This is a genomic window from Varunaivibrio sulfuroxidans (assembly GCF_029318635.1).
GTDB lineage: Bacteria > Pseudomonadota > Alphaproteobacteria > Rhodospirillales > Magnetovibrionaceae > Varunaivibrio > Varunaivibrio sulfuroxidans.
The window spans coordinates 1,436,865-1,461,423 of record NZ_CP119676.1; the positions used below are offsets into that span (position 1 = coordinate 1,436,865).

32 protein-coding genes are annotated in these 24,559 nt (G+C 63.0%); 1 reads left to right on the plus strand and 31 read right to left on the minus strand.

The window, feature by feature from the left end; all coding sequences use genetic code 11:
• The first annotated feature begins 12 nt into the window (after window positions 1-12).
• Window positions 13-477, plus strand: a complete 465-nt coding sequence (queF, locus tag P3M64_RS06720; RefSeq protein WP_132939475.1) for a preQ(1) synthase — start codon at window positions 13-15, stop codon at window positions 475-477.
• Window positions 478-707: 230 nt separating this feature from the next.
• Here the strand turns inward: queF and P3M64_RS06725 are convergent, their stop codons facing one another.
• From P3M64_RS06725 to nifD, 31 genes are all read right to left on the minus strand, one after another.
• On the minus strand, window positions 708-1,091 hold the full coding sequence (locus tag P3M64_RS06725) for a BMP family ABC transporter substrate-binding protein (RefSeq protein ID WP_207893176.1): 384 nt from the start codon (window positions 1,089-1,091) through the stop codon (window positions 708-710).
• 293 nt (window positions 1,092-1,384) lie between these two features.
• Window positions 1,385-2,299 carry a hypothetical protein gene (locus P3M64_RS06730; protein ID WP_132939474.1) on the minus strand — a complete coding sequence of 305 codons (915 nt, stop codon included), beginning with the start codon at window positions 2,297-2,299 and terminating at the stop codon, window positions 1,385-1,387.
• Entirely contained in the window at window positions 2,296-3,180 is an 885-nt protein-coding gene (gene nifM / locus P3M64_RS06735; RefSeq protein ID WP_165886349.1) for a nitrogen fixation protein NifM, read from the minus strand. Before nifM ends, P3M64_RS06730 begins: the two co-directional genes overlap by 4 nt.
• Before the next feature lie 8 nt (window positions 3,181-3,188).
• Window positions 3,189-3,677 (minus strand): nitrogen fixation protein NifZ, encoded by a 489-nt coding sequence (locus P3M64_RS06740; protein WP_132939472.1) that lies wholly within the window; start codon window positions 3,675-3,677, stop codon window positions 3,189-3,191.
• Between the two features lie 7 nt (window positions 3,678-3,684).
• Window positions 3,685-4,014: a nitrogenase-stabilizing/protective protein NifW gene (gene nifW, locus P3M64_RS06745; protein WP_132939471.1), complete on the minus strand. Its 330-nt coding sequence runs from the start codon at window positions 4,012-4,014 to the stop codon at window positions 3,685-3,687.
• 21 nt (window positions 4,015-4,035) lie between these two features.
• On the minus strand, window positions 4,036-4,584 hold the full coding sequence (locus P3M64_RS06750; protein ID WP_132939470.1) for a hypothetical protein: 549 nt from the start codon (window positions 4,582-4,584) through the stop codon (window positions 4,036-4,038).
• Window positions 4,585-4,588: 4 nt separating this feature from the next.
• On the minus strand, window positions 4,589-5,440 hold the full coding sequence (gene cysE / locus P3M64_RS06755) for a serine O-acetyltransferase (RefSeq protein WP_132939469.1): 852 nt from the start codon (window positions 5,438-5,440) through the stop codon (window positions 4,589-4,591).
• Window positions 5,433-6,569, minus strand: coding sequence for a homocitrate synthase (nifV, locus tag P3M64_RS06760; protein ID WP_132939468.1), 1,137 nt, complete (start codon window positions 6,567-6,569; stop codon window positions 5,433-5,435). The genes cysE and nifV overlap by 8 nt, the downstream gene beginning before the upstream one ends.
• A gap of 180 nt (window positions 6,570-6,749) precedes the next feature.
• Complete coding sequence (gene nifS / locus P3M64_RS06765) at window positions 6,750-7,958, minus strand: cysteine desulfurase NifS (RefSeq protein ID WP_132939467.1); 1,209 nt, start codon at window positions 7,956-7,958, stop codon at window positions 6,750-6,752.
• Between the two features lie 3 nt (window positions 7,959-7,961).
• Window positions 7,962-8,876, minus strand: coding sequence for a Fe-S cluster assembly protein NifU (gene nifU, locus P3M64_RS06770; RefSeq protein WP_132939466.1), 915 nt, complete (start codon window positions 8,874-8,876; stop codon window positions 7,962-7,964).
• A 35-nt stretch (window positions 8,877-8,911) separates the two neighbouring features.
• Window positions 8,912-9,235: a HesB/IscA family protein gene (locus P3M64_RS06775; RefSeq protein ID WP_132939465.1), complete on the minus strand. Its 324-nt coding sequence runs from the start codon at window positions 9,233-9,235 to the stop codon at window positions 8,912-8,914.
• 174 nt (window positions 9,236-9,409) lie between these two features.
• Window positions 9,410-10,447 carry an FAD:protein FMN transferase gene (locus tag P3M64_RS06780; RefSeq protein WP_132939464.1) on the minus strand — a complete coding sequence of 346 codons (1,038 nt, stop codon included), beginning with the start codon at window positions 10,445-10,447 and terminating at the stop codon, window positions 9,410-9,412.
• Window positions 10,448-10,466: 19 nt separating this feature from the next.
• The gene (locus P3M64_RS06785; RefSeq protein WP_132939463.1) at window positions 10,467-11,594 is read right to left on the minus strand and encodes an ABC transporter ATP-binding protein; all 1,128 of its coding nucleotides are present in this window, start codon (window positions 11,592-11,594) and stop codon (window positions 10,467-10,469) included.
• Window positions 11,591-12,283: a molybdate ABC transporter permease subunit gene (modB, locus tag P3M64_RS06790; protein ID WP_132939462.1), complete on the minus strand. Its 693-nt coding sequence runs from the start codon at window positions 12,281-12,283 to the stop codon at window positions 11,591-11,593. The genes P3M64_RS06785 and modB overlap by 4 nt, the downstream gene beginning before the upstream one ends.
• Window positions 12,280-13,023, minus strand: a complete 744-nt coding sequence (gene modA / locus P3M64_RS06795; protein ID WP_207893175.1) for a molybdate ABC transporter substrate-binding protein — start codon at window positions 13,021-13,023, stop codon at window positions 12,280-12,282. Before modA ends, modB begins: the two co-directional genes overlap by 4 nt.
• Window positions 13,024-13,175: 152 nt before the next feature.
• A complete protein-coding gene (locus P3M64_RS06800) occupies window positions 13,176-13,604 on the minus strand; it encodes a hypothetical protein (protein ID WP_132939461.1) in 429 nt (142 codons plus the stop codon).
• A gap of 7 nt (window positions 13,605-13,611) precedes the next feature.
• Window positions 13,612-13,935, minus strand: coding sequence for a (2Fe-2S) ferredoxin domain-containing protein (locus tag P3M64_RS06805; protein WP_132939460.1), 324 nt, complete (start codon window positions 13,933-13,935; stop codon window positions 13,612-13,614).
• Between the two features lie 28 nt (window positions 13,936-13,963).
• Entirely contained in the window at window positions 13,964-14,278 is a 315-nt protein-coding gene (gene fdxB, locus P3M64_RS06810; protein WP_132939459.1) for a ferredoxin III, nif-specific, read from the minus strand.
• A 41-nt stretch (window positions 14,279-14,319) separates the two neighbouring features.
• Entirely contained in the window at window positions 14,320-14,529 is a 210-nt protein-coding gene (locus tag P3M64_RS06815) for a CCE_0567 family metalloprotein (protein ID WP_132939458.1), read from the minus strand.
• Window positions 14,530-14,542: 13 nt separating this feature from the next.
• A complete protein-coding gene (locus P3M64_RS06820) occupies window positions 14,543-15,016 on the minus strand; it encodes a NifX-associated nitrogen fixation protein (protein WP_132939457.1) in 474 nt (157 codons plus the stop codon).
• A gap of 13 nt (window positions 15,017-15,029) precedes the next feature.
• Complete coding sequence (locus tag P3M64_RS06825) at window positions 15,030-15,476, minus strand: SoxR reducing system RseC family protein (protein ID WP_132939456.1); 447 nt, start codon at window positions 15,474-15,476, stop codon at window positions 15,030-15,032.
• Window positions 15,469-15,945 carry a NifB/NifX family molybdenum-iron cluster-binding protein gene (locus P3M64_RS06830; RefSeq protein WP_132939455.1) on the minus strand — a complete coding sequence of 159 codons (477 nt, stop codon included), beginning with the start codon at window positions 15,943-15,945 and terminating at the stop codon, window positions 15,469-15,471. Before P3M64_RS06830 ends, P3M64_RS06825 begins: the two co-directional genes overlap by 8 nt.
• Window positions 15,942-17,324 carry a nitrogenase iron-molybdenum cofactor biosynthesis protein NifN gene (gene nifN, locus P3M64_RS06835; protein ID WP_132939454.1) on the minus strand — a complete coding sequence of 461 codons (1,383 nt, stop codon included), beginning with the start codon at window positions 17,322-17,324 and terminating at the stop codon, window positions 15,942-15,944. Before nifN ends, P3M64_RS06830 begins: the two co-directional genes overlap by 4 nt.
• Window positions 17,325-17,326: 2 nt before the next feature.
• Entirely contained in the window at window positions 17,327-18,730 is a 1,404-nt protein-coding gene (nifE, locus tag P3M64_RS06840) for a nitrogenase iron-molybdenum cofactor biosynthesis protein NifE (RefSeq protein WP_132939453.1), read from the minus strand.
• A gap of 144 nt (window positions 18,731-18,874) precedes the next feature.
• Window positions 18,875-19,825 carry a hypothetical protein gene (locus tag P3M64_RS06845; protein ID WP_132939452.1) on the minus strand — a complete coding sequence of 317 codons (951 nt, stop codon included), beginning with the start codon at window positions 19,823-19,825 and terminating at the stop codon, window positions 18,875-18,877.
• Window positions 19,822-20,103, minus strand: a complete 282-nt coding sequence (locus tag P3M64_RS06850; protein ID WP_132939451.1) for a DUF6129 family protein — start codon at window positions 20,101-20,103, stop codon at window positions 19,822-19,824. Before P3M64_RS06850 ends, P3M64_RS06845 begins: the two co-directional genes overlap by 4 nt.
• Complete coding sequence (locus tag P3M64_RS06855; RefSeq protein WP_132939450.1) at window positions 20,100-20,810, minus strand: dinitrogenase iron-molybdenum cofactor biosynthesis protein; 711 nt, start codon at window positions 20,808-20,810, stop codon at window positions 20,100-20,102. The genes P3M64_RS06850 and P3M64_RS06855 overlap by 4 nt, the downstream gene beginning before the upstream one ends.
• A 62-nt stretch (window positions 20,811-20,872) precedes the next feature.
• Window positions 20,873-21,070, minus strand: a complete 198-nt coding sequence (locus P3M64_RS06860) for a 4Fe-4S binding protein (protein WP_132939449.1) — start codon at window positions 21,068-21,070, stop codon at window positions 20,873-20,875.
• Window positions 21,071-21,100: 30 nt separating this feature from the next.
• Window positions 21,101-21,313 (minus strand): putative nitrogen fixation protein NifT, encoded by a 213-nt coding sequence (gene nifT, locus P3M64_RS06865; RefSeq protein ID WP_132939448.1) that lies wholly within the window; start codon window positions 21,311-21,313, stop codon window positions 21,101-21,103.
• 70 nt (window positions 21,314-21,383) lie between these two features.
• The gene (gene nifK / locus P3M64_RS06870) at window positions 21,384-22,955 is read right to left on the minus strand and encodes a nitrogenase molybdenum-iron protein subunit beta (RefSeq protein WP_132939447.1); all 1,572 of its coding nucleotides are present in this window, start codon (window positions 22,953-22,955) and stop codon (window positions 21,384-21,386) included.
• Window positions 22,956-23,027: 72 nt separating this feature from the next.
• Window positions 23,028-24,503 carry a nitrogenase molybdenum-iron protein alpha chain gene (nifD, locus tag P3M64_RS06875; RefSeq protein ID WP_132939446.1) on the minus strand — a complete coding sequence of 492 codons (1,476 nt, stop codon included), beginning with the start codon at window positions 24,501-24,503 and terminating at the stop codon, window positions 23,028-23,030.
• Window positions 24,504-24,559: the final 56 nt, after the last annotated feature.

Here is a 24,559-nt window from a genome sequence, read left to right on the forward strand (position 1 = left end):
AGGATTATTCTTATGAGCGACTATTCGCAAACCAACCTTTCCCAGCTTGGCCACGCCGCCGCCGCGCCGGACAACCCCGAGGACGCGGTTCTGGAGGCCGTACCCAACCCCCAAGCCGGAACCGATTTCCTCGCCCGCTTCACGGTGCCCGAGTTTACCTCGGTGTGTCCGGTGACCGGCCAGCCCGATTTCGCTCACCTGGTGATCGACATCGTCCCCGATGCGCTGCTGATCGAAAGCAAATCGCTAAAGCTATACCTGACGTCGTTTCGCAACCACGGCGCGTTTCACGAAGATTGCACGGTGGCCATAGCGCAAAAAATCATCGCCGCCGCCCACCCCAAATGGCTGCGCATCGGCGGCTATTGGTTCCCCCGCGGCGGCATACCGATCGACGTATTTTATCAATACGGCGACGCCCCCCAGGGGGTTTGGATTCCCGATCAGGGCGTATCCCCCTATCGTGGGCGGGGATAAGGAAGCCTCCCCGAGAGACCGCGCCGGGAATGTTCGCCAAACCGGGGATCGCCACCGGCTTGAAGGCGTGGATGCCGACATAAAACCTCCACGACCGGACACTCCCGAATACCCGCGCGGGGTATCCAGAAGGGCATCGCTATACTGTTTTTCTCACTCGGACTGGGAAATGCTCTCGTTGACATCGACCCGGAAAGCGCCGTCGAGAATTTCCGCCGTGCGCTTGGCGATCAGGGCCTTGACATCGGCGGGCGGCTTGGCGTCCTACGCATGACAAGGGGCGATGTGCGCCCCCCCATCAACGAAAAGCCGCCCAGGTCCTGGGCCGTGTACACGCCCGCCTCGACGACGCCGAAACGTTCGGCGAACAGGACGTCGGCGCCCGCCTCGATTTGGGCGATCGCGACCTCCTTCGCCTTCGGGGGATCGAAGAACGAACCGATGAACAAGAACTCGCACTTCACCGCCTCGTTGACGTCCTCGGCTCCGACGCAAAAGGCGTTGGCCAGCCGATTGACATCGGGAATCGGTATCACCGCGCCGACGCCGACGATCAAATCATAGCCTTTTTCGGCATATTCGCGCACAACGCGGGCGAAATCCGCCGATTTCACGCTTTCCGACTAGGCATATTCGATGCCCTATTCCTTTTGCGCCTTGAGCAGGGCGACGTGAATCTGATTAACCCAAGGTTCCTCGACGGCGTTTCGAAAACGGCGGCGACCTTCAGCTTGGCGACGGCGCTAGCGGGGGCCGTAAGTCCCCCGACGCCAAACGCCAGAACCGCCATGGCCCGAGGTTTTTGGCCGGTCTCGGGGATAACGGACGGACGATACCGTGCCGCGGGGATGGCCGGTTTCTCAAATTTTGTCCGCACGGTTCGCACCCCGCCCGCCGCGCCCTTCGCTCAGGCAAGGGAAAGGCAAATATCGCGGGCCGCTTTCGCGCCATCCAGGCGAGCCTGTAGCGCCGTTTTCGGCGCGCCGTCCCACGATGCAGCATCGCCGATAACGTAGGCGTCCGACTTCATCAGGGAACGGGCGCTGCGCGGATCGATGGGACACCACCCGGAGGCGTCCGCCAACCCGGACGTACGGGTGATTCGCGCGGCCTTTTGTTCGGGAATATAATCCACGACATATCCCTTCCCCATCGCGGGGCGTCCACCAAGGGCGGCGCGGACGGCGGCGCGGCTACGGATCGCACCGCCCTTCACCGCAGGAATCCATTCCACCATGGCGCCAAAATGTTTTCGCCAATGATCCAGGCGGCGCGCTTGATCGGGGAAATCGTTGTTGGCGTCGAAAATTCGGATTTTCGCCCGCGGGTTGACGTAGCTCAAAACCCCGGCCAAGCGTTCGGCGCGCACATAAGGTCCCTCGATAAATCGGTAGGGCCGCCGGGGCACGCGAATCAGCACGACGCCTCCTTCGCTCATCAGCAAAGCCCGACGCATAATCTCCTTTTCCGACGACGCGTCGCGCCACGCCATGGGCAGCCCGATATCGCCGCCGTAGGCGACGCCGGGCGACAGCACGACGCGGTCGAAGGGTAACGTTTCTCCTTTTTTGACGATCCGCTTCCGTCCCCAATCGATCGCCAACGCCGGATCGGCGGCGGTGATCATATCGAGGCGGACCCGCGCGCCGTGAAGATCGCTCGCCAGCGCCCGCGCGCCGATGCCGTCGCCGATCACGGCGATGCGCGGCGCGGCGCGTGGCCTGGAAGACACCGCAGAGGCCGCCGCCGAACGGGCTAAAACGCCGGCGGCGGCAGTGCCCAAAAGAAGCCGAAGACCATCGCGGCGGGTGAGCGTTTTCATGTGTCAATCTCCTGAAGGCTGGGGGTTGGGGACGCGGTCCGCGAAAGCCCCGCGATCCAGTCGCGTTGAGCGCCATGGCGGCGGCGGCGGGTCAATTTTTCGCCGATCGCGGCGGCGGCTTCATCCAGCGAAATATCGCGTCCGGGGTGAATGTCCTCGCACAACACAATGTGATAGCCCAGTTCGCTTTGGACCACGGCGCTAATTTCGCCCGCGTCCAGGACGAACAGCACGGCGTCGAGTTCGCGGTACAATTGGCCCCTGGCGACGCGGCCCAGTATGCCGCCCTCCAGGGCGCTGGGGCATTCGGAATGGGCCTGCGCCGCGGCGGCAAAAGCGGTGAGACCGTCGCCGAGGCCACCGCGGATCGTGTCGATACGTCGCCGCGCCGCCGGGGCCGCGTTCTCCGGGTAATCGGGGTTCACCGTAACCAGGATATGGCGCGCGGTCCGCGTTTCGGGCATGTGAAAAAGGTTGGGGTTGGCGTCGTAGTAGGCCGCGATTTCCCGCGCGGTGACCGGCGGCGTTCTCTCGGCGATGCGCGCAAGAATGGCGTCGAACCGGAGTTCGCGCCGAAGCGCCGTGGCCAGCATATCTTCGTTAAGCGCGTTATCGGCGAGCACGCGAAGAAAATCGGCGCGGCCGGCATAGCGCGCCTGAACGTCTTGTAGGGCGCCGGCCACGGCGCCGGGGCGAGCGCGCACAAAATCCGCCGGAACGGAAGAAAGAACCAAGTCTTCGATCGCCAGGGTCTTTCGCGCCATGTCGCGCGCCCGCGCCAAAGCCGATGCATCCAACGCCGCGGGAGGTTGGGCGAACGCCCCCAAGGCGCACTTCAGAAGATGGTAAGCGAAGATCGAAGGTTCTTCGCTCGGAGGCATGGAGAGGGTCATTGTTCTCGCGCCCCACCGGAGCGCGCGCCCGTCGCTTGCGCAGCGGGGCAGGGGCTCAATTGCTCCTCCGCGACAACAAGCGTGCGTCCCGGAAAACGCACATGGTAGACAACCGCCCCTCGGGAAGGATCATCGTTTAGGGTTTTTACGATCTCTCCTTCTCTTCCGGCCTCGACCACAATCGTCCCTCCCACGGAAAAGGCGACCTTCGCCGTCACCTTGTCGCGAAATTCGAAACGGCGCGGGACCCACGGGGCGTCGGCGCGCTGCAATTCTTCCTCGCGGCAACCGACCAGTTTGTCTTCGTCCAGAAAATGAACGGCGTAGATAATCTGGTCCTGCAAAAATGTGCCGACGTTCTGCACGAAACCGACGCTGCCGCGCGACACCAGGCGCGCGCCGGTCTTTTCTCCGGGAAAGGTGCCGTCGTTGCGCACCGTGCGCATCACCCGGACGCCGTCGCCGTAATCGAACTGGGGTTTCATCGCCCGCTTACTCCGCGTTCAGGAGATCTTCGGCGGACACGAAGGTCTTTTGCGGCGCGTTCATGTGAAAAACCTTGAAGACTTTTTCCCGCTGCGCCGTGGAGACGACGAAGTCCCGGTAGGCGCGGGTCAGCGCCGCGCCATACGCGCGGCGGACGTCTCCAGCCTCCGCGCCGCAGACGTCCTCGCCTTGGGCGATGTAATCGTGAAAACGCTGCAAAATGTGCAACCGGTTGACGTGCACCACTTGGGGATCGTAGGGAACCTCGAAATAGTCGAGGAAATCCTCGGCGGTGCTCAAATCATCCATTTCTTCGTTCAGCTCATCGGCAAACATGCGCGTTCTCCTTCGTTATTCTCAGTTGATCGAATCCACCGCCCCCGCGGCGCCGTCGATGGCGCCGCGCGCCCAGACCGACAAAACCCGCGCGCCGAGGCGATCGTTGCTATCGCACGCCTGCACCTTATCCAGCGCCGCCTGGGCCCTTTCCGGCGCGCCCAGGCGCAAATGCAGATAGCCCACGGCTTTCAACGATTGCAGATAAAAACGCACCAAAGGCATCGCACCCGCGGAGGCCTCTTCGAGCATTTCCGGCGAAACCTCGTTCCAAGACGCCGGCAATCCCAATCTCTCGGCGAGTAGTCCGATCGCCCGATGGGCCACATCCAGGGAGTCTTCCAGGCGATGGGTATAGAAATAGAACCGATACAGCGCCACCAGCACGCTCAGATGATCGGGGGCGATTTTTTGCGCCTCCTGCAGGTGCGCCTCCGCTATTTTAAAACTGGCGCCTTGACCGACCCCGAAAACGGTCGCCGCGGAAGCCTGGTCGATTAACGCCTTGGCGCGCGCGGGCAACGCCTCGTCGCAGTACAGGGTACGGGTCTCGAAATCGAGCAGGTCCATCGTGTTATCCTCTCACCGCCATTTTTGTCGTTTCCACTTTCACCGCGTCCATTTCCACCGCTTCCAGGCGCGCCTTGCGCCGGCGCGGCAGATCGTGCGCGCACAGCGCCGGCCCGTCGCATTCGGCGCATTCGGGCTCCACGTCGCCCGGCGGAAAGCGCGCCTCCAACTGACCCAAACGCTCCAAAATGCAGGCCATCGCATCGGCCACCGGGTCGGCGATCAGGTGGTGATTGAGGTCGATCCCCGACGGGTTGAGGTGCTCGACCCCGCGCCGTCGCACCACGCGCCCCGGAACGCCGACCGCCGTGCGCCCCTCGGGGACGTCGTCGATAACCACCGAGTTCGCCCCCACCTTGGCGTGCGCGCCGATGGTGACCGGCCCCAGGACCACCGCCCCGCTGCCGATGATGACGCCGTCGCCCAAGGTAGGATGGCGCTTGCCCTTGCTCCACGACGTGCCGCCCAGGGTGACGCCGTGATACAAGGTCACGTCGTCGCCGACACGGGCGGTCTCGCCGATCACCACGCCGGCCCCGTGATCAATGAAAAAACGCTGCCCGATGACGGCGGCGGGATGTATTTCAATGTGCGTGACCATGCGCGACAGAAACGCCATCAGGCGCGCCGCATAGCACCAACCCCGACGCCACAACCCGTGGGCCAGGCGGTGGGCGATCACGGCATGGACCCCGGGATAGGTGGTCAGGATCTCAAAGCGCGAGGAGGCCGCCGGATCGCGCGCGAAAACGCAGGAGATGTCGGCCTTGATCTGGCGCCAAAGACCGGGGGTCTCGTTCGTGGGACGGGCCTCGTTCGCGGGGCCGCCGGGAATATCGCGACAAGGATCAGACATGAGGGTGCACCACCTTGAAAAAATTCAGCAATTCGCCCGGATCGGGGGCCCGTTTATGGGCCGTCGCGTGGCGGCGAATGTGGCTCAGGATCTGTTCGGCCTCGCGAGGGGTGAGCGCGACCCCCATATCGCCGTAGGCCTTGACCACCGCGCGCGAGCCCGAATGCTTGCCCAGCACCAATTGATGACTGCGCCCCATTTCCGCCGGATCGACGCCCTGGTAGGTCAACGGATCCTTGAGAAGACCATCGACGTGAATGCCCGCCTCGTGGGTGAACGCGCCTTCGCCGACCAAACTTTTGTGCCAGCCCACGGCGCGCCCCGAGGCGGCGGCGACGACGTCGGAAAGGGATTTGAAATTGCGCAGATCGATTCCCGTTTCACGGCCGTAAAGATGACGCAGCGCCATCACCACTTCCTCGAACGGGGCGTTGCCCGCCCGCTCGCCCAGGCCGTGCACCGTGGTGTTGACATGGTCCGCCCCGCCCATCACGGCGGCCAGGGTGTTGGCGGTCGCCAGACCGAGGTCGTTGTGGGCGTGAATTTCCAACTCCAGGTCCGATGCCCCGCGCATTCGGGCGAAGGCGTCCCGGGCGCGGAACGGCTCCAGGACGCCCACCGTGTCGGCGTAACGCAACCGCGCGGCTCCTGCCTTCTCCGCCGTTTCCACCACCCGGTCCAAAAACGCGGGATCGGCGCGCGAGGCGTCCTCGGCCCCGACACAGACCGCGAGGCCCATATCCACGGCGCGCGGGACTAGGGTTTCGATGGTCTTCAGCGCCCATTCGCGCGTACGCCCGAGCTTGTGGCGCAGATGAATGTCGGAAACCGGGATCGACAGGTCCACCGCCTGCACCCCCAATCCCGCGCACAGCGCCAAATCCGCCGCCGTCATCCGACTCCAAATCATCAAACGACATCCGCCCCGCACCGCGGCCATGGCGCGGATGGCGTCGCGCTCCTCGTCCCCCATGACGGGAATGCCGACCTCCAATTCGGGCACGCCCAGGGCGTCGAACAGACGCACCATGGACACCTTCTCCTCGGCGCTGAAAGCGACGCCCGCCGACTGCTCGCCATCGCGCAAAGTGGTGTCGTTAACGGTCACGGAGGTGTCGCGGCGGGACATCGGAAAATCCTTCTCAAGGTGGTTTCCGAATATTCAGCAACATGCGTGCCAATAATTTTATTCATCTAGATCATAATGTTAACAGTTACGCCCCAGGACGGCGTTGTGACAAACACGACAAAAAAATGCGGCGAGACCGCAAAGACCTCGCCGCCAGGGGACACACATAGGAGGGGAAATTTAACCGTACGCCGGGGCGAACGCCGCGGCGGGATCCGTAATCGGGCCGTCGCCGCCCCAATAGGGCGATAATTGGCGCAGCTTGGCGATGATCGGCGGGACCTCGGCGATTACCCGCTCGATCTCGTCCGCCGTATTGTGGCGCGATAGGGAAAAGCGCACCGTGCCGTGGGCGGCGGTGAACGGAATGTCCATCGCCCGCATGACGTGAGAGGGCTCCAACGAACCCGAGGTACAGGCCGAACCGCTCGACGCGGCGATGCCCTGCTTATTGAGGAGCATCAAGATGGCTTCGCCCTCGACGTATTCGAAGGCGATATTCGACGTGTTGGGCAGCCGGTTGGATGGATCGCCGGTGACGAAACAATGCGGCACGGCGTCCAAGATGGCCTCTTCCAGGCGGTCGCGCAGGACCCTGACCTGGGTGTTCTCGACCTCCAAGTTTTCCCGCGCCAGCCGCGCGGCGACGCCCAGCCCGACGATGGCGGGGGCGTTTTCGGTGCCCGCGCGCCGCCCCCGTTCCTGATGACCGCCCCGCAACAAGGGGCGAAAACGCGTTCCTCGGCGCACATACAACACCCCGATCCCCTTGGGCGCGTGCAGCTTGTGGCCGGACAGCGACAGCATGTCGATTTTGCTCGCGGCGAGGTTCAGCGGAACCTTGCCCACCGCCTGCACGGCGTCGGTGTGGAACATGACGCCCGCCTTGTGCGCCCGTTCGGCCATTTCCGCGACCGGAAACAGGGTGCCGGTTTCGTTGTTCGCCCACATCGCCGAGACGATCGCCACCTTGTCCGTGAGTTTGCTTTGATAATCGTCCATGTCGAGACGGCCCAGGGCATCGACACTCAGGTAATGCACCGTGTAGCCGTCTTTTTCGAGGTATTCGCACAACGAGAGTATCGCCGGATGTTCGACCGTGGTGGTGACGATCTCGCGCCGTTCGGGCTGCGCCTTGAGAGCCGACAGGATCGCCGTCGAATCCGATTCGGTGCCGCACGAGGTGAAAACAATCTCGCTGTCCAGCCGCGCCCCCAACAACGCCTGAATTTCCTTGCGCGCATTTTTGATCGCCATGGCCACATCGGTGGCGAAGGAATGGATCGACGACGGGTTGCCGAACTGTTCGGTGAAATAGGGCAACATCGCATCCACGACCTCGGGTTCGACCCGGGTGGTGGCGTTGTTGTCGAGATAAATCGTGTCCATTTTCTATTCTCCCACCGGAACCGCGCCTTGTACCGGTATCAATTGCACGAATTCGCCCAGCGCCTCGATCATGTGCTGTTGCAGGCCGCCTAGCGTCATCGCCGCCATCTGGCAGCCGCTGCACGCCCCGCTCAATTTGATGAAAACCTGATTGCCGCGCACGTCGATCAGCTCGACGTCGCCGCCATCGGCCTGAAGCTGCGGGCGCGCCTTGGCGATCTCGTCCTCGATCCTGCGGATGCGCTGCAAGGTGGACAGGCCGCCCATCTCCGCCACCGTCTCCGCCACCGTCTCGCCGGCTTCCTCGGGGGGCGTTCGGGCGGGCGCCATGGGGTCGAAAGCCTCGCCCCGTTCGGCCAGCACACGGGTCAAGATTTCCTCGATTTTCTCATGACACGACGAACAACTGCCGCCCGCCTTGGTGTAATTGGTGACGTCTTCCACCGTGCTTAACGTGTTGGCGCGAATGGTATTTTCGATCATCGGCTCGTCCACGGCGAAACACTTACACACCAGCGCGCCTTCCTCGTGGTCATCGACCCATTCCTCGCCCCGGTAATTGGCGACGGCGGCCTGCAGCGCCTCGCGCCCCATCACCGAGCAGTGCATTTTTTCCGGCGGCAGACCGTCCAAATAATCGGCGATGTCCTGGTTGGTCACGCCCAGGGCCTGATCCAGGGTCATGCCTTTGATGATCTCGGTCAACGCCGACGACGAGGCGATCGCCGAGCCGCAGCCGAAGGTCTGAAAAGACGCCTCGATGATGGTCTCGCTTCCCGGTTCGACCCGCAGCATCAAACGCAGGGCGTCGCCGCACGAGATCGAACCGACGTCGCCGATCCCATTGGCCTCGGTAATGACCCCGGCGTTGCGGGGATTGTAAAAATGATCTTTGACGGTTTCCGAATAATCCCACATGGCGCGATCCTCGTCTTTAATTCATGTTTCGGACGTTAGGCGGTGAACGACTTGCCGCAGCCGCAGCCGGACTTGGCGTTGGGATTCTCAAAAACGAAGCCGCTGCCTTCCAGGCTGTCTTGAAAATCCACCGTGACCCCCACAAGAAGCGGCGCGCTTTGGGGATCGACGAAAACGCGGGCGTCGCCGCATTCGACGACGGTATCCTCCGCCGCGGCCGCGCCCTCCAGTTTCATGGCGTATTGAAACCCCGAACAACCGCCGCCGGTGACCGCGATGCGCAGCCCCGTGACCGGCGTTTTCGACGTTGAGATAAAACGGGCGACGGCGCGCCGGGCATCTTCGGTAAGGTTAAGCATGAAGACCTCTTCTCACTGTTCGGGACATCACCTGCCCCAGGCAGTGCAACGGCCATACCAGTCCATCGCCACCACGGAAAAACACCCTTAGAGATATGAAAAGAAATGATTTTATTTATCACTTTCCGATGCCGCCATTGTCGCTTTTACGACAACGCCCCGCGCGGCGCGGCCTCATAGCGGCGCACTTTGAACAATGCGCGGGTGCAATCCCTTGGCGAAGCGCACGCGCGCCTTCATCGCCGGGTTGAGGTAAACCGTCCCGGTATCGTCCACCAGCATCACGTAATGCGCCCCCATGCGCCGGGCGATGCGGTACCAGCCTTTGGGGCCGGCGACGGTCAATGCCGTGGCGGTGGCGTCGGCCAGGGCACCGTCGTAGCCGATCACCGTCGTCGAGACGATATGGCGCACCGGCATTCCGGTCCGCGGATTGATGATGTGACCGTAACGCACGCCCTTGGAATCGCGATAGCGCTCGTAATTGCCCGAGGTATAGACATCCTCGCCGGGTTTCAGATCGACGGTGGCGATCTCGCCCCACGCCTTGGGGTCGCGAATGGCGATGCGCCAGGGCCGCCCGCCGTACTGGCCGACGGTGTTTAAATCTCCTCCGGCGTTAACGATGGCGTTCTTGATACCGTAGGCGGCAAGGACCTTTTCCGCCCGGTCCATCGCCACCCCCTTGGCGAAACCGCCAAAATCCAATTGGACCGCAGGGTTGCGGCTGTGGACCCTATCGCCCTTGATAATAACGTCGTCCATCGTCGGGTGACGCGCCGCCAGGGCGCGAATGCGCGCCATCGGAGGCAATTTACCTTTGGGATTGACGTCGGCGTGAAACCCCCATGCCCCGACCAACGCCCCGATCGCCGGATTGAACAGGCCGTCGCTCATGGTGTAGTACCTCTTCGCCTGCACGATCAGCGGCAACACGAAAGGGCTGACCTTCTTGGTTTCCCCCTTGGCGAAGGCCTTGTTCAAATTGCTCAACTCGCCGGGCTTCCAGGCATGCCAATCCTTGTACATATGCTGGAATTCCTGGGAGAGCTGGGCGGTCGCGGCCTGGGCTTGGGCGCGGTCGGCGCCGCGCACGATGATTTCGACCAAAGTACCGAACACGTAGAGCGTGCTTTTATATTCGTCATTCCCCCGAGGGGCGCACGACGCCAGGGCGGCGCACATGCACAAAATCATCCCGAGACGCCGCATTTCCTTTCTCCTTTATGCTTTATGCCGTTTTGCCGAGACGGGGCGTCTCGCACGTCGGGGACGCGGCGCCGGGGAGCACCCGCCCCTCGCCCATGAAACGCAAATGGCGGGGCGCGACCGACAGCCACACCCGGCTTCCCGGCGCGGGGGTCGGCACATCCGCCGGACGGTGCGCGACCAGCGTTCCACCGCCGCCAACGGCCAGGGTCACCCGACGGATCAGGCCCTCCTCGGCGATCGCGCGCACCCGCGCCGCGATGCCCTGTCCCGATCGTGAATGCAGATGAAGATGCTCCGGCTTGAAGCCGATCCACGCGGTATCCAGCGGTGGCTCGCCTTCCACCGCCAGCCCTCCCCATCGCCCGGCGATCCGATCGCCCGCCAGCACGCCGACTTCGAGCAGGTTCGGCCAACCCAGGACGCGGGCGACCTCGACCTCGCCGGGGGTATCGAAAACATCGTCCCGCCGTCCGGCGCGGACTAAGCGCCCCGCGACCATAACGCCAATCCAATCGGCAAGGGCGCGTACGTCGTCGATGTCGTGACTGACCATGAAAACGGGAATATCCATCGTCCCCAGGACATCCGCCAGGCGGGCGCGCAGGCGCCGACGCAGGTGCGCGTCGATTGCCGACAGGGGTTCGTCCAACAGCAACACGTCGGGGTTCGTCGCCAGCGCGCGCGCCAGGGCCGTGCGTTGGCGTTGGCCGCCGGAAAGCTCGCCGGGCAGGCGCGCCGCCAGCCCCTCCAGGTCGAGACGCGTGAGCCAGCGCGCGACGGCGGCGCGGCGCGAACGGCGCGCCACGCCGTAACCGATGTTGGCGGCGACCGTCATGTGCTCGAACAGGGCGTAATCTTGAAAGACGACCCCCGTCGCGCGCTTGCGCGCGGGCAGGAACACGCCCTTTTGGACATCGACCCAGGTCCGCCCGTTGACGACGAGACGCCCACCTTGCGGGCGTTCCAGACCGGCGATCAGACGCAGTAAGGTGGTCTTGCCGCCGCCCGAAGGGCCGATAATGGCGTGAACCCCGCGGGCGGGAAACGCGCCCGCCGCCTCAAGGGCGAAATCCGCGCGGCGAAAGCTGAGATCGAGGCTCAGGGCGTTCGACACGGAAGAGACGGTGCGATTCGAACCCGATGTCATGCCGGAACCCTCCGGGCGCGTTCGCCGCCGATCACGAAGGTCGCCATCAGCAGGGCGAAGGAAATCGCCACCAAGACCAGCGACAGTCCACCCGCCGCCTCGTAGTTCAACGTTTCGACGTGCTCGAAAATGGCGATAGAGACCACCCGGGTCGCGCCGGGAATATTCCCCCCGACCATCAGGACGACGCCGAATTCGCCCAGGGTATGGGCGAAGCCCTGCACCGCGGCGACCAGGATGCCGCCGCGAATGCCCGGCACGACTATCAGCGCGAAGGTGCGCCACCACGGCGCGCCCAGGGTGCACGAGGCTTCGACCGAACGCCGGTCGAGCCGTTTAAAGGCCGCGATCAGGGGCTGCACGACGAAGGGAAGCGAATAAACGCAACTGGCGATAACCAGCCCGGCGAAGGTGAAGGTCAGGGTCGATCCCGTCAGGGCGCGCCAGACCCGCCCGAGCGCGCCTTCCGGCCCCATCACGACCAACAGGTAAAATCCCAGCACGGTGGGCGGCAGCACCATCGGCAAGGCGACCAAGGTTTCGATCACGACCTTGCCGCGCCAACGCGTCCATGCCAGCCACCACGCCAACGGTAAGGCGATCGCAAGCAAAACGCCGAGGGTCACGCCCGCCAGGCGAAAACTGAGCCACAACGGGGCGAGATCGAGCGCGCCCGGCGGCGCGGTCATGGTTCTTCCCGCCCGTAGCCGTATTTCGCGATCACCGGGGCGGCGTCCGTCTTCAGATAGGCGAGGAACGCCCGCGCGTCCTTGTCCTCATGCAGTAAAATACCCTGCTGGCGGATGGGGGGATACATCTTGGGGGAAACCGTCCAAATCCGCCCGGGGAGTTTCACCCCGGCGACCTGGGACAGGGCGACAAAGCCCATCTCGGCGTTGCCCGACCATACGAACTGGAACGTCTGGGCGATATTTTCACCGCGCACCAAATGTTTTGGCGACAGCCCCAGGCTCTTGATCACCGCCATCGCCGCCGCGCCGTAAGGCGCGGTCTTGGGATTGGCGACAGCGAGGCGGAAATTGTTTCCCAGGCGGCCGCGCGCGCCCTGAAGCAACGCGGTGCGGGGGTCCTCGTTCATGCGCCCCCACAGCGCCAGCTTTCCCAAGGCGTAGGTAAAACGCGTCCCGGCGACGCCGCGACCGTCCTTTTCCAAACGCTTGGGTTCGCGGGCGTCGGCGGCGAGGAAAACGTCATAAGGCGCGCCATGGGCGATCTGGGCATATAGCGATCCGGTCGAACCGGAACTGATCTTCACCGCAATCCCGGTTTTCGCCTCGAACCCCTTGGCGATCGCCTTGAGGGGCGTGAGAAAATTGCTCGCCACCGCGACGCTCACGGCGGCCCGCGCGGGGGCGCCGGAAAAAGCCAACACAGTCAAGACGAGAAGGCCAACGCATAAATTTTTCACTTAATCCATCCTCCATTACACGCTCGGACGGATCGTAGCAAGAGCCGTACCAGCACGCGCCAACGGTGCGGGTAACGGCCTTCATCGAAAGTGGCCGGGGGAGGAATGTCGCAAACCCGACAATGGACCGCCAACCCGGATCGCCCGCGCCCTCACCCCATGATGTGATCATAGACGTGACGCAGGACCTCCAGTTCGACCAGGGCCAGGGGGCGTGCTTCGGTGATCGAGATGAATGCGCCGCCGGCCTCGCGCGCCGCCTCGAAGGGAGGGTCAAGCATGGTGAATGCGCCTAAACGAATTTCCACGGCCCCTTCGGGCGTGTCCACCCACAGCACGAAATTCCGCGCCAGTTCCAGGCTTCCCGGCGCAAGCCCCAAATCGGCCCGAACCGCACCCAGCAGAACCGCCGGATGGGTGCTCACCGCCCCGCCGCCTCCAGACGCGTTATCTCCACTTAGGATCGAGGATGGCGGCAGCGGGGTTGGCGCGCAGACGCTTTTCCCGGCGAAACACAAAAAGCGCACCCGCGCGCTGCTCGCGTGTTTATGGAAGAGAACGATCCGCGACGCCGACGCCATGAGGCGACTACCAGACGTCGGCGGGCGCCTGCAGGCGGTCCACCACCTCGCCGCCGACGATATGTTTGTCGATAATTTCGCCGACGTCCTCGGCGCGCACTTTGGCGTACATCACCCCTTCGGGATAGACCAGCACGCTAGGACCGCTGAAACACGGCCCGATGCAGCCCGAGGAACTGACCTTATAGGTCCCCCACAGGTCGCGTTCCTGAAACGCGGCGAGAAAGGCGTCCATCACGTCCGCCGCGTTGACGCTGGCGCACGAGCCCCGAGGATGTCCTTCGGGGCGACTTTGCCCACAGACGAAAATATGGCGTTTGGGTCTCGGCATCGGCTTTACGTCTCCAATATATTTCTGTTCAGGCGGCCAGCGCTTCGTGCGTCAGGCATTTCTTCGGGCAAACCCGTGAACAGGCCGTGCACCCGATACAATCGAGGGCGTTCGCCAGGGTCATCACCATCGAGGAATCATCGGAAAAATCATCATCGTCATCGTCGTCATCATAATCGTCGTCATCGTCGTTGGCGCTTTCGCGCTCGATTAGGTTGAAAACGTCGCGCGGACAGACCTTGTAGCAACGCCCGCATCCGATGCATTTGGTCTGCTCCAAAGTGGTAATAAATTCCGGCGTCCACGGCGCGCCGCCACGGGTTACGCCTGTGATGGCTGTCATCGTTTTGCTCTCCTTTCGCGTTTGGCGCGCGCCCGGCGCGGTCATCCCTTTTCGGCGGCGTCCAACGTGGCGCGCGCCTCGTCCCAGGCCTTGCAGGCGTCATAGGTTTCCTGCGCCAGGGCGGGCAGATCCCGATAAGCTCCCGGCAGACCGTCTTCGACCAGATCGTGCAGCGCCCCGGCCTTTTCCGAGGCGATGCGCTTAGCCTTGCGCATCGTTTTTTGCAGCGCCTTCAGTTCATCGTCGCGCATCGTTTCCCCCACCCTACATGCCGGCGGCCTTGGGATGGGCGCCGATGATCTCTAGCGCCACCGCCAACAACTTGTCCGCTTCGTCCTTCAGCTTCGAGGCCGAGGGAAAACCGAAACGGTGGACGTCGCGCAGCGTTTTTTCCATCACCACCAGTTTGCCCACCGTGATCAAGGCGCGCCCGAAGCCCTCGTGAGTCAGGCTGACCAGAGGCACCGCCATTTGCCCGCATTCCTTTTCGATCAACGAAGCGATCGCGTTGTAAAACGCCTTGACCCGAGAAATCGTGACGTCGTCGGGATCGCCGACCAGCGGAATTTCCCGTTTGCGTTCCTTGGTTAGGATGTAGGGGTCGAGCACTTTCGCCGCGCTCCAGGCGTCATAGGAGCCATAGGCGTCCAGGGCGCGCACCTGGCGCTCCAGCTCGATCATGAAATCCGAGGTCAGGATAGGATCGTCGGTGGCAATCAACAACACGCTCTCGGTCATCTAACGGACTCCTTCAAATGCTGCCCTTACGGGCGAGAATTTCGGGCTTGGCGTAAGCGCCGCGCCGACGCATCCACACTCTGGCGAGGACAAGCGCCACGGTCAGCCCAACAATGGCGGCCAGTATCTGATTCGGGGACGACGCACCGACATTCGCCGCGACGGCCGCGCTTAGGACCATCATCAAGATGGGAAACAGGTACGCGACCAACGCCAGAAGAAGGACGCGCCCCGCGCCGACGCCGAGCACCACCGTCTCCCCGGGATGCAGGCCGATCGGATCGTCCAGCGTCATCTCCAACGGCTGGGCGGAGGGCAGCGCCGAGGCGATGGTGCTCGCCCCGCAACTGGCGTCGGAACACCCCCCGCATCCCGAGCGGCGTTCGCCGCGCACGCGCACCTGCCCATCCCGGACGGCGACGATGCGGGCGCGGGCTTCGATCTGGTGCGAATCATTCATCCCATGTCTCCTCGGCCATCGCCGCGAAGCGTGACGGATCCTTGTCCGCGCGTCCCGCCGCACGCGCCCACGGCGGCGTGCCCGCCTGGATGTCGGCGCGCAGGGTGGCGATCAGCGCGCCGATCGCCGCGCCGTGGGGCGTCTTCACCGGCTGCACGCCCAAGCGCACCAGTTGGCGGATCGCCGACGAACCGACCGCCTGGGCGTACACGGCGGCGCATCCGTCCAGAGCCTCGAATTTCGATACCAGTTTGTCCTCGTTGCCGTCCTGATCGGAGGCGGCGAAGCGCACGACCTCGATCAAGCGGTCGAAAGTGGGGCCGATTTCATAGACCGCGAGGCTTTGCGCCGAACCGAAATGTTGATCGACGTGGACCATGTCGCTTGAGGCGAAAGCGACGCGCACGGCGGAGGCGGCGTGCGCATCTGGGCGGTCGCTGACGACCTTAAAACGGCAAGAAACGCTCATGCGGCGGACTCCTCGGGGCCGGAAGCTTCCTTGTAGAGCGAACGGTAAGGCGCGACCTCGCCCTTGTGGCGCGCCAGCAAGGCGTTGGCGATCTCGAACAAGCGGTCCCGCCCGCCGCCATACCCCACCCACGGCTGACGAAATCCACCGAGCACGTCGTACTGGGGAAACCCGGCACGCACCAGATGCGCGCCCAGGCGCCGCGCGGTGTGCGCCCCGTGGGCGTTGCACACCACCATTTCGGCGCCGCCGGCGCGGGCGATCGTTTCCAGATCGCCGAGATCGCCGATCTTAACGCTGTCGGCGCGCACGGTTTTAAGGATGGGGGCGTTGACCGGGCTGACCGCGGCGACGACCTGCATCCCCATGTCGCCCAGAAAATCGCAAAGCCCCTTCAAAAGATCGGGATCGGCGGCCACCGCGACGCGCGTCAATCCCAGCACGAAATGGGAATCCAGCATGGCGTCCTGAAGCTGGGTGCGCCGGCGTTCCACTTTTTCGGGGACCCCCTTTGCGCCGAGGCCGCGCAGAACATCGACGAAGGCGTCGTAGGCCGTCAACCCCATGACGTGATCGAAGCGATAATCGGGGACATGCGTGCGCTCGAACAAGGCGTCCGCCGCCCCCTTCAGCGATGCCCCGATCACCAGTGTGGCGCGCGCCAGCCCCAAATCGCCGAGGATGCCGACCGGAAGACCACCGTCGCTGAGCGGATTGAAATCGTTCCCCCCGAGGTGGCCGTCCAGCGCCGTCGCTAGGTCGGGCACGAACACCGCCTCCAGGCCGAACGCGGCGATGGTCTGTTGCAAAATTTCCAGATCGCCCGGCGTCAGGTGGGACGCGGCAAGAACGTTGATCTGGTGACGGCGCACCCGCGCGGGGGGCACGCGCTCGGTGCGCTTGGGCACGAAATGGCGGACGATCGCCTCCACCGCCTTGGCGTAGCCGGTCTCGAAACAGCCGGTATAATCGGGCGTGGTCACCGGGATCACCGCGACGTCGCCATATTCGGGATATTTTTCGCGAAAGACGCGGACATCGCCCGCCAGATCGCAACCCTGGGTCTCGGTCAGTCCGGTGCTCGGCACGCCGATCACGTCGGGACGGGATTTCGCGCAAATCGTGCGCAGCCCCTCGACCACGCTGTCGCCGCCGCCCATCACCGCGCTGACCTGATCGATGGCGGTGCTTTGCAACGCCACCGGCTCGCGAAAATGACGCACGAAAAAGACCTTTCCGAAGGCGGTGCAGCCCTGGGAGCCATGGAGCATCGGCATCGCCCGCCTCAGCCCCATGAAGGCCAGCGCCGCGCCGATCGCCGGGCTGGTTTTCAACGGCGACACCGACAATGCCTTATTGCGTTTGATAATCTCGGTCATGGTTATTCTCCCGCTTGGGCAAGGCGCGCGGCGGCGCGCCACGGCGCCGGCGCGCGCACCGCATCCCAGACCGGGCTTTCCAGCCCGAGCGTCAATTGGCGCGCCAATTCGGTCATGCCGACGTAACCGGCGTAGGCGAATTCCCGTTCCTGGTTGATGTCGAGGAACGGTATCCGCGCCTTGAGCGCCGTATACATGTTGCGCCCTCCCGCGATCAGGATGTCCGCTTTCAATTCGCCGATGGTGTCGATCAGCGCGCGGGGATTGCCGTCCTCGATCATGCGCGCGTCCGCGCCCATCAGGTCCCTGATGCGCGCCTTGTCTTCCTCGGTGGATTTCTTGGTGCCGGTGGCGACCACCTCCAAGCCCAGATCCTGCAACGCCGCGACCACCGACCATGATTTCACCCCGCCGGTATAAAGCAGCACCCGCTTGCCCTTGAGGCGGCCGCGCCACGGCGCGAGGGCGGTATCCAGCGCCGCCTCCTCGCGCGCGATCAGCGCCTCGGTACGCCGCGAAAGATCGTCGTCGCCGATCAAGCGGGCGAAATTTCGAAGGGCCTCGGAAACATCCCCGGCGCCGTAAAAACTGCCCTCGAACCAAGGCGTGGCGTATTGCTCTTCCAGCTTACGCGCGACGTTGACCATCGCCTTGGAGCACACCATCATGTTGACCTCGGCGCGGTGCATCGTTTGCACCTCGTGGAAGCGGGCGTCGCCGGAAAGGGCGCACAGCACCCGAATGCCCAACGCGTCGAGCAGCGGCAGCACATGCCAAAGTTCCCCGGCGATGTTGTATTCGCCGATCAGGTTGACGTCGTGAACCGTAATCCCGGCGCGGTGCGCCGCGGCGGGGATCGGGCGCGGTTCGGCGGTGCCAATGACATGGCGCACCATCGCCTCGCCGGCGATGCGGTTGCCTAGGTTCTTTGTGCCGTAAAACCCGGCGGCGTCGATCGGCACCACCGCGACGGAAAAACGCGCCCCGGCTTCCCGGCACACCGCCTCGACGTCGTCGCCGATCAGGGCGGGAACGCAGGTGTTGTAGACGAACACCGCGGCAGGGGCGTAATCGTCCACCGCCTGCTTGATGGCGTGAAACAGGCGTTTCTCGCCACGGCCCATGATCACATCCTGTTCGGTCAGATCGGTGGTCATGCCGATCCGGTATAAATCGGGACCGGACGAACGGGTTCCCCGGTTGTCCCATGAGCTTCCCGCACAAGCGATCGGGCCGTGAACGATATGGGCGACATCGGCGATCGGCAGCAGGGCGATTTGCGCCCCATCGAACGCGCATCCCCCTGCCGACGCCCCCGGCGCAGGCTTGGCGCAGCCCGATTTCGATTTCGCGTTGTGGGCGCAGGCGGGCTCGTCGAGCAGTTGGGCGATATCGCTGGGTTTCATCGGATGTTCGCGCCTCGTGATTGTCGGTCCACGGATGTTCTCCATAAGAAAAGCAAACGCCATGCCAAGCGCTAGGCCATTGTTTTTACAAAAGGTCCATAACCGGCAGCCTGTCGCAAAACCGACAAAATCGCATCCGCGACATCAGTACAGAACGTAAGGATCGTGCGCCCAACCGTTAAGGATCTTGACGTCCTGGGCAGGCAGGTAGTCGTAGGCCCCCATCAGATCGTCATGAACCGCCTGCGCCACCGTGTGCAGTTTCTTGTTCGAGGTCAGCATGAAGAAGTACCAGGCCATCGGGTAGCCGACTTCGCGGTCGAAGTCGTGAATGAAGCGGGCGAGATCGGCGCCGCGCAGGGGGGCGTCCGCGCGATAGGCCGCAGGCGCGCCTTGGAATGTGCTAATCGGAAACGCCTCGATACGCTGCGCCCCGAAACGGTCGGTATAATTCAGCGTGCGCAACGCCCAATGGTCGCAAAACCTCTCCTGTCGTCCGGCGCTGGAAGCCGCCCATTCGCCCATCAGCCTTTTCAAAGGCTCCGGCGCGCCGGGCGCGCGGGAAAAATGGTCCAATTCGCGGGCGACGTCGAGATAACGATGAAAACGATAAAAAGGTGGGGCGATCCCTTCGCCGGCGACCTTCAAAGGGTCAAGCGGATCGCCGATATCCTGAATATCGTCGGGCGGCAGGTCGGGATCGAACAACAGGCGGTCGGCGACTTCGGTCAATTCCTCGATTTCGATCTGGATGAAGTCCCACGGTTGGGATCCCGTCGGCGCGGCGAAATAATGGGTCGCCCCATCCAAACGCGTAACCCGCGGGGCGCGCGCCAGAAGGCCCTCGTAGAGGTCGAGAACATCTTCCCCGGCTTTACTTGCGATCCATTCGGGAAGACTTTCGGCGATTCGCGCGCCATCAGCGGCGACGATACCCCCGGCGCGATGCCAGCCCCGGCGCGTCACCGTCCAGTTCAACTCGGCCACCGCGAGCACGCTGCGCACCTTGTTCGCCAAGGTGTCGAGATCGGCCGTCGGCAGGACCTCGGCGCAAGCCTGCGCCAGGCTTTGCTTGCGGGCGATGTCCACGCTCATTGGTCCGCCTCCGCTTCGACCTCGGCGATCAAAATGCCTGTCGCCCGCGCCGGGTCGGCCGTGATCGACAGGCAATGAGCCGAACCGTCAACCAGATAGATGTTGGCGCCCTTCAGTTCACGCACCGGCGCGTCCCGTTCACCGACGTCATCATCGAAGCACCAGGTGAAATGCAAATCGGGCCAGTGCGCGCGTAGCGCCATGACCATCGCCTCATCCACCCCGCCTTCCTCGCCCACCCGGGCGGCGACGGCGTCGATCGTTTGCGCCGCGATCATGCCCCGACTTCCGTTTCGATGTGAAACTCAGGGGCGCGCCCCATCGCCTTGGCGAGCCATGGCGGTGGCGCGGTCGCGATCACGCCTTGCAGATCGCGCAGAATATCGGGGGCGTTACCGCCCAGGGGAAACTTGATCGGGTGAACCCCGGCGCGCACGACTTTCGCCGCCGCGGGTCCGCCGATGGAGGCGACATAAACAAGCTGGCAATCCGCGATCAACGACGCCCGATAGGCGTTTTTATCGCCCTCTCGCTCGGACGGATCGCAGGGACGTACCGCAATCAAGCGTAGCTCGTCGCCCGATACCTGGTAGATCAAAAAATGCAGACACGATCCGAAATGACCGTCCAGATCCTCGCGCCCGTTCGAGGCGCAGGCGACCCGCAACGAGCCCGGCATGTCGCCATCCCGGTAGGCTTGAACCTCGGGCTTCACGGCGTCTTCGGGCAACTCGGTTTCACCCTTGAGAATCGACAGCGCCGCCTTCAGGGCGTCACGCCCCGCGCCGGACAGAACGCCGCCGGAGGCCGTGCGCAGACGGTCGATGCCGAGTTTTTTAAGCTTCGCTTGACGCGGCGGCAAACCGACGGCGTCTTCAAGGACCGCCAACATTTGGGCCGGCTTAAGATCGGGTACGGCCCGCGCGGCAAGGCCGATGCGCAGCGCCATGTTACGGGAAATTTGTGGGGTAGCCGAGTTCGCCATGGAGCACTCTCCTTATCGAAACGTTCCCCCCGGCGCTGCCTCGCGTCGGGGGGAACGTGAATTCAAGCGGCGAAGACGATGCAATCGTCTTCCATGCACACTTCCATGCATTTCGGCGCGTCGGCCTCGCCGTCACACTCGGTACAGGTATCGGCGTTGACGGCGTAAAGCCCTTTGTGCGGGTAGATAGACTCGGTCGGGCAAAGCGGCTCGCAATCCCCGCACGCGGTGCAGATATCCCTTTCAATCGTCACGGCCATGATGGTTTCTCCTTGGTCTTCAGGTCAAAATCAAACCCGCTTGAAGCGGAGCGTCGTGGGAAAAGTCGGTTTGGGGCTGATCGGCTCGATGAAATATTTCGTGCCGCCGTGCAACGTCACCTCGCCGCCCCAGGCGTCGTCGGTATCGGTTTCAACGGACAGGATGCTTTCTTCGAGGTCTTTCTTGGCGACGTAGAACAGAAGCTTGCCGTCCTCGCCGCGGCGGATCATTACGCTTGGCATGGAATTCTCCTTTTCGCCAAAGCCGGACGCGGCGACCCTTTTGCAACCGCGCAAGGGCCGCCGCCGGGCGTTAGCGGATAAGGTCGTAATTGTAATCGGTGGTGCCCATGCCGCGGGTCTCCTCGTCGAGCCGCTCCAACACCGCGTTGACCAGGGTGGTCAGGACGTACATGGCGCCTTCATAGCCCCATGTCGTCATCCGGTGCAGGTGATGGCGGTCGAAGATCGGAAATCCGATGCGGATCAAGGGCACTTCGAATTCCTTGCCTTTGTGCGCGGTGTCGCGCTGAATGAACTTGCCGTAGGAGTTGCCGATCATGAAATCGGGCTTATCGGTGAACATCAACGAGCGGAAGTGCCACAGATCCTTGCTCGTGTGGACCGTTGTGTTCTGCCCGTAGGGGCTCTCGCTCGCCATTTTCTCCATCGCCTTTTTCCAGCGCTTGTTGGCGTGCGAACATAAGACGTGGGTCGGCTCCGCCCCCAGTTCGAGCAGGAAGCGGGTCATCCCCATCAGGTAATCGGCATCGCCGTAAAGGGCGAACTTTTTACCATGCAGCCAAGCGTGGCTGTCGGTCATCATATCGACCAGGCGGCCCCGTTCGGTCGCCAGGCTATCGGGGATCGCCTTGCCGGTCAGCTCGCCGATTTTCATCAAAAATTCGTCGGTGCCCGCCAATCCCATGGGCGTTGCGATTTTCGTTCCCGGCTGATTCCATACCGTCTTGACGTATTTTTGCGTCTTGGTCAGTTGCCACGGTTGCAGGCACAGCGTGTCGATGGCGTTGGGGGCGTCCTTGACCTCGTCCTGCGTGGTGCCGCCGGCGTACATCCGATAGCTGCCGTCGGCCGGAGTGTCGAGGACTTCCGAAGGATCGCTGAGCAGGGAATATTCGACGCCCATTTGGTCCATCATCCGGCGCAGGACGCGGAAGTTGCCGAGATAGGTTTCGAAGCCCGGAACCAAGTTGATCTTGCCGTTGGAGCCGACTTCCTTGTCCTCCATATGGTTGAGGGTGAAGTACCGCAAAATTCCCTCGAACATATTGTCCCAGCCGGTGGTGTGACTGCCGACGAAACTGGGGGTATGGGCGAACGGGGTCGGGAAATCCTGCTCGATATGCCCGCCCTTCTTGGCGTTGCCGATAAAGGCGTTGAGATCGTCGCCGATCACCTCGGCCATGCAGGTGGTGGAGACCGCGATCACCTCGGGCTTATACAGCGCCTTGGCGTTTTCCAGGCCCGCGAACATGTTTTTCTGGCCGCCGAAAACCGCCGCGTCTTCGGTCATCGAGTCCGAAACGCAGCTCACCGGTTCCTTGAAGTGGCGGTTGAAATAGGTGCGAAAATAGGCCACGCAGCCCTGCGATCCATGGACGTAGGGCATCGTCTTCTCGAAACCCAAGGCGCAGAGGACCGCGCCCAGGGGCTGACACGCCTTGGCGGGGTTGACGGTCAACGCCTCGCGCTGAAAATTCAGTTCCTGGTATTCCTCGGTGGTGGTCCACGCAAACGTCTTGTCGATGGTCTCCATCGCGGGGCGTTCTTCGTAATTGTCCTGCTTGTTTTTCAGGCTCGCCTTGTACTCGTCGTCGCGAAACAAGGGATAACTCGGTTTAATATTCTCGACGTGCTGTGACATTGTTTTTACCTTCCTCCCGCGCCACCAATGCGTGAACAGACGGGCATAGGGGTTGTCATAAGAAACAGGGCGTTATTCCGCCGCCACCGCTTGCGGGGCAGTTTCCTTCAGCCAGGGCGGGGTCACGTTCGACCAGCATGGATTGTTCAAGGTCATGTCCATGTCGCGGGCGAAAATGGCGAAGCCGTCGTAACCGTGATAGGGGCCGGAGTAGTCCCACGAATGCATCTGGCGGAAGGGGATACCCATTTTCTGGAAAATGTATTTTTCCTTGATCCCCGAACCGATCAAATCGGGCTTGACCCTTTTGACGAATTCCTCGAACTCGTAGCCGGTGACGTCGTCGTAAATCAAGGTGGCGTTGCCCATTTCCTTAATGGTGCGGTCGTAATCGTCGTTGTGGCCGAACTCGTAGCCGGTGCCGACGACTTCCATGCCGAGGTCCTCGTAAGCGCCGATGACGTGGCGCGGACGCAGGCCGCCGACGTAGAGCATCACGCGCTTGCCCTCCAGGCGGGGACGGTACTTGGCGATCACCGCTTCGTACTCGGAGCGATACCGGGCGATCACTTTTTCCGCGCCGGCTTGGATTTTCTCATCGAAGAACGAGGCGATCTTACGCAGGCTTTCGGCGATCTTGGTCGGGCCGAAGAAATTGTATTCCAGCCAGGGAATGCCGTATTTTTCTTCCATGTGGCGCGAGATATAGTTCATCGACCGATAGCAGTGCAGTAAGTTGAGCTTCACCTTCGGCGTCAATTCCATTTCCGCCAGGGTGCCGTCGCCGGACCACTGAGCGACCACGCGCAGACCCATCTCCTCAAGCAAGGTCCGCGACGCCCAGGCGTCTCCGCCGATGTTGTAATCGCCGAGAATGGCGACATCGTAAGGCGTGCTTTCAAAAGTGGCGTCGTCGTCGCGCGCGCCCAGGACCCAATCGCGCACCGCGTCGTTGGCGATGTGATGGCCCAAGGACTGGGACACGCCGCGAAAACCTTCGCAGCGCACGGGAACGACGGTTTTGCCGTGTTCGGCGGCCTTTTTCTTGGCCACCGCCTCGATATCGTCGCCGATCAGGCCGATCGGGCATTCCGATTGGATCGTGGTGCCCTTGTTCAGAGGGAACAGGGTTTCGATCTCGTCGATCAATTTATCGAGCTTCTTATCGCCGCCGAAAACGATGTCCTTTTCCTGAAAATCGGAGGTGAAGTTCATCGTCCCGAAGGTGTTCACCCCGGTGGCGCCGACGTAATAGTTACGCCGACCGGCGCGCGAATACTGGCCGCAGCCGACGGGACCGTGCGAGACATGAATCATGTCCTTGACCGGCCCCCACACCACACCCTTGGATCCGGCGTATGCGCAGCCGCGGATGGTCATCACCCCGGGCAGCGACTTGCGGTTGGAGGTGATGCAGTTTTTCGACTGGGTTTCGCTTTGATCGTTCGTCGTTAAATGTTTGGCGCGATCCTCGCGCGCGGTTTCCGGATAGACTTCGAGCACTTCTGCGATCAGGCTCTCGGTTTCTTCTTTGGTCATGTCGGTCATGACGGTTCTCCTCCAAATTGGCATAGGGTCGCCCCAGAGCGGCGGCGCAACCCGCC